We start from the raw sequence: 7825 nt of genomic DNA, 5'->3' as shown, positions 1-7825 counted from the left end.
GACGGCGCCCCTCCGGACCGTACGAACCCCTAGGCGTCGATGCGGGAGCGGTCCAGTGTCGCCGCGGAGCTGGAGATGAACTCCTTGCGCGGGGCGACGTCGTTGCCCATGAGGAGGTCGAAGACCTGCTCGGCGGCCTCGAGGTCGGTGAGGTTGATCCGGCGCAGGGTGCGGTGGCGCGGGTCCATGGTGGTTTCGGCCAGCTGGTCGGCGTCCATCTCGCCGAGGCCCTTGTAGCGCTGGATCGAGTCCTTGTACCGGATGCCCTTGCTCTGGAGCTCCATGAGCTTGTCCCGCAGCTCACGGTCCGAGTACGTGTACACGTACTTGTCCTGGCCCTTCTTGGGCTGGACGATCTCGATCCGGTGCAGCGGCGGCACGGCGGCGAAGACCCGGCCGGCCTCGACCATGGGCCGCATGTAGCGGTGGAACAGGGTCAGCAGCAGCGTGCGGATGTGGGAGCCGTCCACATCGGCGTCGGTCATCATGATGATCTTGCCGTAGCGCGCCGCGTCGATGTCGAAGGTCCGGCCGGACCCGGCTCCTATGACCTGGATGATCGCGCCGCACTCGGCGTTCTTGAGCATGTCCGTGACGGACGACTTCTGCACGTTGAGGATCTTGCCGCGGATCGGCAGCAGCGCCTGGAACTCGGAGTTCCGGGCGAGCTTGGCCGTGCCCAGCGCGGAGTCGCCCTCGACGATGAACAGCTCGCTGCGGTCGACGTCGTCGCTGCGGCAGTCGGCGAGCTTGGCGGGCAGCGAGGAGGACTCCAGGGCCGTCTTGCGGCGCTGGGCGTCCTTGTGCTGGCGGGCCGCGATGCGCGTACGGGCCGCGGCGACGACCTTCTCCATGACCACGCGGGCCTGCTGGGCGGCGTCCCGCTTCGTGGAGGTCAGGAACGCCTTGAGCTCCCTGGAGATCACGGTGTTCACGATGCGGCGGGCCGCCGAGGTGCCGAGCACCTCCTTGGTCTGCCCCTCGAACTGAGGTTCGGCGAGGCGGACCGTGACCACCGCGGTGAGGCCCTCGAGGGCGTCGTCCTTCACGACGTCGTCCTCGGCCACGCGCAGCATCTTCTTGGCGCGCAGGACCTCGTTCATCGTCTTGGCGACCGCCTGCTCGAAGCCCGCGACATGGGTGCCGCCCTTGGGGGTGGCGATGATGTTGACGAACGACTTGACGGTCGTCTCGTAGCCGGTGCCCCAGCGCAGCGCCACGTCGACGCCGAGCTCACGGGTGACCTCGGTGGGCGTCATCTGGCCGTGCTCGTCGAGCACCGGGACCGTCTCCTTGAAGGAGCCCTGACCGGTGAAGCGGAGCGTGTCGCAGACCGGCCGGTCGGAGGCCAGGAACTCGCAGAACTCGCTGATTCCGCCGTCGAAGCGGAAGGACTCCTCGCCCTTGCTGCCGCCCTCGCCGAGCCCGTACTCGTCGCGGACGACGATGGTCAGGCCGGGCACCAGGAACGCGGTCTGCCGGGCGCGCTGGTGCAGGGTGTCCAGGGCGAGCTTGGCGTCCTTGAGGAAGATCTGGCGGTCGGCCCAGTAGCGCACGCGCGTGCCGCTGCGGGTCTTCGGGATCTTCTTGGTCTTGCGCAGCCCGCTCCCGGGCTCGAACTTCGCGTCCGGACCCAGGGCGGAGAAGGCGCCCGGGACGCCGCGCCGGAAGCTGATCGCGTGGGTGTGGCCCCCGCGGTCCACCTCCACGTCGAGCCGCGCGGAGAGCGCGTTCACCACGGAGGCGCCGACGCCGTGCAGACCGCCGGAGGCGGCGTAGGAGCCGCCGCCGAACTTTCCGCCGGCGTGCAGCTTGGTCATGACGACCTCGACGCCGGAGAGGCCGGTCTTGGGCTCGACGTCGACCGGGATGCCCCGGCCGTTGTCCTTGACCTCCACCGAGCCGTCGTCGTGGAGCACGACCTCGATGTGGTCGCAGTAGCCGCCGAGGGCCTCGTCCACGGCGTTGTCGATGATCTCCCAGAGGCAGTGCATCAGGCCACGGCTGTCCGTGGAGCCGATGTACATACCGGGGCGCTTGCGTACGGCCTCGAGCCCCTCGAGGACGAGCAGGTGCCGCGCGGTGTAGTTGGAACCGTCCCGGTCTGCTCCTGCCAGCAGCGCTGTGGACGACGGCACGGACGTCTCGGCGGTCACGCGGTTCGCTCCTCGCTGAATTTCAGATGGGGCCCTGATGGGTAAGGGCGCGGCTTGGTTCACCGGTGAGAGGGTACCGAGGCCTGGTAGAGCCGTTGTAACGCCACCCTCGTCTCGGTCCCACCCTAGTCGAGAGTCGCATGAGTGTTCGATCCCTCGATGGAGTGAAGCACACATCACGTTCCCATCGAGGCATGAACCATTTAGGCTCCGGGCACGTCCTCATGAACAACCGGCAACCCAGCCGGGAGGGCCGACCACCGATACCACGCGAATCCGTACGACACAGAGACACGCACTACGGCACATTCGCCGCCAACCGGCAGCAGCCGGCCGCCTCGAAGATTTTTTTCGAGGAAAAGCCTCGAGCGGGAACGTTTTGGGGCTGGTTGGATGTTGACCCTGGTACGACAGCTCGTCGAGCTAGAGAAGAGGCGACGTGACTACTGTTCTGACCCCCGCGAGCCCGCTGACGGCCGCCGATCGCTGCGACCGCTGCGGCGCCCAGGCCTACCTGCGCGTCGTCCTGCTGAGCGGTGGAGAACTGCTCTTCTGCGCCCACCACGGGCGCAAGTTCGAGCCGGAACTCAAGAAGATCGCCGCTGAGATACAGGACGAGACGGAGCGGCTGACCGCTCCGAAGCCCGCTCCTGACGAGGAGCGCTGACACTTCACGTCCGACGACGAGCAGCCAGACCGGCACAGGCCGGCGAACGGGCGGCGTCCTCCCCCGCGGAGGGCGCCGCCCGTCTGTTCCGAGCCGGTGTGCCGGTCCTACCGGTGTTCCGGTGCGCCGGTGCGCCGGTGCGCCGGTGTACCGGGGTACCGCTGTTTCAGCCCTGTGAGGCCGCGGGCCACCCCAGCGTGGTCAGGACGTCGGAGATGCGGGTGTAGACCCCCGGGCTGCCCGCCCAGCCGCACCCGGCCCCCCAGGACACCAGGCCTATGAGCCGCCCCTGCGCGACCAGCGGCCCCCCGCTGTCCCCCTGGCAGGCGTCCCGCCCGCCGGCCACCTCACCCGCGCACAGCATCGTCCCGGCGCGGTAGGTGCCGTCGGAGCCCCCGGGATACGCCTTCTCGCACAGCGCATCGGGCTGCACCCGTACGCGCGCCCCGTGCAGGCTGCCGGCGTAGCTGCCGGAGCCCGTGGTGTCCCCCCAGCCGTAGACCGTGGCGGCCGTCCCCGCCCGGTACGCCGGGTCGCCCGCCCCCGCCATGCCTATCACCGAGGCCGCCGGCAGCGGCTCGGCCAGGCTGAGCACGGCGAAGTCGCCGGAGTTGGTCGCGCCGTCGTAGCGGGGGTTCACCCAGACCTTCCGTACGGCGACCTCCTGGCCGTCCTCCGCGAGCAGCTCGGTACGCCCCGCTATCACCCTGAGGTCGCGCACCCGCTCCGGGGAGGCGCCGAGCACCTCCGGGTCCATGCAGTGGGCGGCGGTGAGCACGGTGGTGCGGCCGACCGCCACGCCCCCGCAGAACTGCCCCGCCCGCGTACCCCCGAACCGGTCACGGCTGGACAGCGCCACGGTGTAGGGGCTCTGTGACACATCGACGGGGAAGCCGCCGACGACGATGCTGTCGGCGGCCACCGGAGCGGCCGAGGCCAGTGGTATGACGGTCCCCGCGGCCACGAAGGTCAGCAGCAGGGCCAGGGCCCTGGCAAGTCGACGTCGCATGCACGCTCCTCACACTGGGGTGAACCTTGCACACCCACAGTGAGGTAAGCGGTCCGTGCCCGCACCCGCACGGCAGCGTGAAGGCCCGGTCCCGCCGGTAGCGGGGACCGGGCCTCACGGACGGCGGTGCCCGACGGGTCGCCCCGCCGGGAGAGACGTCCTAGTCGAGGTAGTCGCGCAGCACCTGCGAACGCGACGGGTGGCGCAGCTTCGACATCGTCTTCGACTCGATCTGGCGGATGCGCTCACGCGTGACGCCGTACACCTTGCCGATCTCGTCGAGGGTCTTCGGCTGACCGTCGGTGAGACCGAACCGCATCGAGACGACGCCCGCCTCGCGCTCCGACAGGGTGTCGAGCACGGAGTGCAGCTGCTCCTGCAGCAGCGTGAAGCTGACGGCGTCGGCGGGGACGACGGCCTCGGAGTCCTCGATGAGGTCACCGAACTCGCTGTCGCCGTCCTCGCCCAGCGGGGTGTGCAGGGAGATGGGCTCGCGGCCGTACTTCTGGACCTCGATGACCTTCTCCGGGGTCATGTCGAGCTCCTTGGCCAGCTCCTCCGGGGTGGGCTCGCGGCCCAGGTCCTGGAGCATCTGGCGCTGGACGCGCGCGAGCTTGTTGATGACCTCGACCATGTGCACCGGGATACGGATGGTGCGGGCCTGGTCGGCCATGGCGCGGGTGATCGCCTGACGGATCCACCAGGTGGCGTACGTGGAGAACTTGTAGCCCTTGGTGTAGTCGAACTTCTCGACCGCGCGGATCAGACCGAGGTTGCCTTCCTGGATGAGGTCCAGGAACAGCATGCCGCGGCCGGTGTAGCGCTTGGCCAGGGAGACCACCAGACGGAGGTTGGCCTCCAGCAGGTGGTTCTTGGCCCGGCGGCCGTCCTCCGCGATGATCTCCAGCTCGCGCTTGAGCTTCGGCGCCAGCTTGTCGGAGTTCGCCAGCTTGTCCTCGGCGAACAGGCCCGCCTCGATGCGCTTGGCCAGCTCGACCTCCTGCTCGGCGTTGAGCAGGGGGACCTTGCCGATCTGCTTGAGGTAGTCCTTGACCGGGTCGGCGGTGGCGCCCGCGGCGGCGACCTGCTGGGCCGGGGCGTCGTCCTCGTCCTCGTCGGACAGGACGAAGCCCGCGCTCTCGGCGCCCTCGGGCTCGTCCGCGACCTTGGTGTCCTCGAGGACTTCCTCGTCGGCCGGCTCGGCGTCGTCCTTCTTCGCCGTGGCCTTCTTGGTGGCGGTCTTCTTGGCCGTGGTCTTCTTCACCGCCGCCTTCTTGGCGGTGGTCTTCTTGGCGGCCGCCTTCTTGGCGGGCGCCGCCTCCTCCTCGACGGCCGCGTCGGCGGCCGGGGACGCGGAGGCGGCGGCGGTGGCCTTCCGGGGGGTCGCCGTCTTGGCCGCCACGGTCTTGGTGGCGGTGCGCTTGGCGGGAGTCTTCGCTGCGACGCTCTTGCGGGTGCGCTTGGGCTCTGCGGCACTGACCATCAGCGTCACACCCTCTTCCTCGAGGATCTGGTTGAGGCTGCGCAGTACGTTCTTCCACTGAGTGGCCGGAATCTGGTCAGCTTCGAAGGCCCGACGCACGTCATCGCCGGCGATCTGCCCCTCAGCCTTTCCCCGCTCGATGAGCGCCATGACAGAGACGGACTCGGCGATCTCCGGCGGGAGCGTACGGGATGTGCTGGCCGACACGAACAACCTCTCGGAACGTTGGAAAACGGCTTCCGGCCCCGTCCACAGTGGACAGGGGCCGACCGCCGGCTTGGGGATGGGCCGACGGCGCGGGCGGGGGCCGGGAAGATGCACAGCGCCGATCACGGCGTCCGTATTCCCTCCGCGGCTGTCACCTCTTAGGTCATCGCGTTCCTCCCGGAAGCGTTACGCCCATTACGCGTGGCCCGAATCACACCCCGTAACCAGTCAAAACCTGGCAGACACGGACAGAAGTGCGCACCGGGGTGAAGGGGTCGCCGCACGGGGAGGGGGCTTCGGCCGGTCTCGGCGCCGGCGCCGCGTACGTCGCTTCGGGGGTCGCTTCCTTCGTGCTGTCGGACCCCGCGGCGCCGTCGAGGGAGCCGCAGGGTCCGACGGGGGACGGCTCACGGACGCGGCGCCGCCACAGGAGGGGGATGGCAGGCCGGACCGCGCCGTCGGGGAAACGCGGTCAGTGGGGGCGCGGCGCGGGCACCACGCGCTCGACCTCGGGGTGGACCGTGAGGAGCTGCCGCATGGCCTCCTCGGCCGCGACGCCGTCTCCGGCGGCGAGGGCGTCGACGATCCGGGCGTGATGGGCCAGCGAGGTGTCGTTCGGCCGCTCACAGCCGGTGACCGGGCCGCCCGACACCTGGAGCGCGGCGGACACGATCCCGGACAGGTGCTCCAGCATGCGGTTGCCGGCGACCTGGATGAGCAGGGAGTGGAACTCGTTGTCCGCCCGGGCGAAGGTCAGCGCGTCGCCCTGTCCGAGGGCGTGCCCCATGATCTCCACCATGTCGGTGAGCCGCTGCTGGACGTCGTCCCGGCCGTGTCCGGCCGCCAGGCGCGCGGCGAGCGGCTCGATCGTCCAGCGCAGCTCGCTCAGCTCCCGGCGCTGGTCGTCCCGCTGCGGCCCGTAGGCCCGCCACTCGATGATGTCCGGGTCGAGGAGGTTCCAGTCGCTGACCGGGCGCACCCGCGTGCCCACGTTCGGCCGGGCGCTGACCAGGCCCTTGGCCTCCAGGACGCGGAGGGACTCGCGGACGACGGTACGGGACACCTCGAAACGCTGACCGATCTCCTCGGGTACCAGCGGGCGGTCGGCGCCCAGGTCACCGGAGACGATCATCTGTCCCAGTTGCTGGACGAGTTGTCCGTGCAGCCCGCGTCCGCGGCTGCCCGCGGTCCGCCGGCCCACACGGCCAAGCTCCGGATCCCCGCCGTCCCACACCGGGCCCCGGTCGGTGCCGGGCGTGTCCGCGTAGGGGTAGCGGTCGAGTTCGCCCGGGGTCGCGAGGCCGGAGTCGGCGGAGCGGGCGGCGGTCATCATGGTGTGCGCAAGGGTACTCACGCATCCTTTGTCGGCGTCGGTTCCAACTCCCTTGAGGTCTTTGGTGAAAAGCACACGAAAGGGTGATCGCTCACCTCGTCGCAATTGACGCCTTATCGGAAAGAAATGAGCTTTTCCTGGGGAGTTGCAATCAGAGAAGGCCCGAGAAGCGCAAACTCGGTCGTCATCGGACGCGGCTCCGCAACCCCGTGAACGCGTACGCGCACAGCAGAGCCAGCACCGACAACGCCATGGCCCCGCCCACGGGTTGGGCCAGCAGCCGCAGCAGCGCCTCCAGATGCTGCTCGCCCCCGAAGAACCGGCGCAACGGCAGGCCGCCCCACAGCCGCCCGGCGAACGGCTCCGGACCCCGCACCGACGGCCCCTCGGTGATCTCGCGCACCGCGGGTACGACGAGAAGCGGCACGGCGACGACCGCGGCGAGCCCGGCGGTGGTGGACCGGAACACCCCCGCGGCCAGCACCCCCGCCCAGGCGCACCCCGTGACGAGGGCGAGCCACCCGGCGGTGAGCGCGGGCCACTCCGCCGGAACCGCGACGAGTTCGCTCCCGTAGACGAGATACAGCACCTCGGCGGTGCAGCCGACGGTCAGCACGGCCAGGGCGAGGGCGGTCAGCGACGCGACGAAGAGCTTCGCCGTCAGCAGGCCGAGCCTGCGGGGGACGGTCCCCCGGTCCGCCGCGAGCGCGGGGTGGCGGAACTCGTCGCCGAACGCCAGCGCGCCGAGCAGACCCGCCCCGAGTGCGGCGGGCGGCAGCGGCACCTGCACGGGCCAGGCGGCCAGCAGCCGCGGCTGCGGGGTGTGACCGATGCGAGCCAGCAGCACCGCGGTGAGCGCGGACACGGCGAGCACGCAGGCCCCGACGACGAACCCCGTGGTCACCCCGGTGGCCCGCCGGATCTCGTACCGGACGGGCCGCAGGGGGGTGGGCGCGGGGCGAACACGGAC

Annotated in this window: 5 protein-coding genes and 1 pseudogene; 1 reads left to right on the top strand and 5 read right to left on the bottom strand. The window is 70.3% G+C overall.

The features are described 5' to 3' along the window. Nucleotides 1-29: 29 nt before the first annotated feature. Nucleotides 30-2156 carry a DNA gyrase/topoisomerase IV subunit B gene (locus CCN29_RS31965; RefSeq protein ID WP_006136425.1) on the bottom strand — a complete coding sequence of 709 codons (2127 nt, stop codon included), beginning with the start codon at nucleotides 2154-2156 and terminating at the stop codon, nucleotides 30-32. Nucleotides 2157-2595: 439 nt separating this feature from the next. Between CCN29_RS31965 and CCN29_RS31960 the strand changes: the two genes are divergently transcribed. Next, on the top strand, nucleotides 2596-2823 hold the full coding sequence (locus tag CCN29_RS31960; protein ID WP_006136426.1) for a DUF7455 domain-containing protein: 228 nt from the start codon (nucleotides 2596-2598) through the stop codon (nucleotides 2821-2823). Between the two features lie 166 nt (nucleotides 2824-2989). On the opposite strand, the gene CCN29_RS31955 is transcribed toward CCN29_RS31960, so the two are convergent. From CCN29_RS31955 to CCN29_RS31940, 4 genes and pseudogenes are all read right to left on the bottom strand, one after another. Continuing rightward, a complete protein-coding gene (locus tag CCN29_RS31955) occupies nucleotides 2990-3832 on the bottom strand; it encodes a S1 family peptidase (RefSeq protein ID WP_006136427.1) in 843 nt (280 codons plus the stop codon). A 160-nt stretch (nucleotides 3833-3992) separates the two neighbouring features. Further along, on the bottom strand, nucleotides 3993-5522 hold the full coding sequence (locus CCN29_RS31950) for an RNA polymerase sigma factor (protein ID WP_006136428.1): 1530 nt from the start codon (nucleotides 5520-5522) through the stop codon (nucleotides 3993-3995). A 472-nt stretch (nucleotides 5523-5994) separates the two neighbouring features. Next, nucleotides 5995-6876, bottom strand: a complete 882-nt coding sequence (locus CCN29_RS31945) for a FadR/GntR family transcriptional regulator (protein WP_037817519.1) — start codon at nucleotides 6874-6876, stop codon at nucleotides 5995-5997. Between the two features lie 163 nt (nucleotides 6877-7039). After that, nucleotides 7040-7825, bottom strand: a pseudogene (locus tag CCN29_RS31940) (ABC transporter ATP-binding protein); the annotation flags it as partial.

The sequence above is a fragment of the Streptomyces pseudogriseolus genome (assembly GCA_002154585.1).
In the GTDB taxonomy this organism is placed as follows: Bacteria; Actinomycetota; Actinomycetes; order Streptomycetales; family Streptomycetaceae; genus Streptomyces; species Streptomyces pseudogriseolus.
Note: the sequence above shows the minus strand (reverse complement) of the source record. Positions and strands in the feature narration are given on the sequence as shown.

What these genes read in the sequence shown, in the direction of transcription:
- CCN29_RS31955 (WP_006136427.1), bottom strand. Translation starts at nt 3,832, where the DNA reads ATGCGACGTCGACTTGCCAGGGCCCTGGCCCTGCTGCTGACCTTCGTG.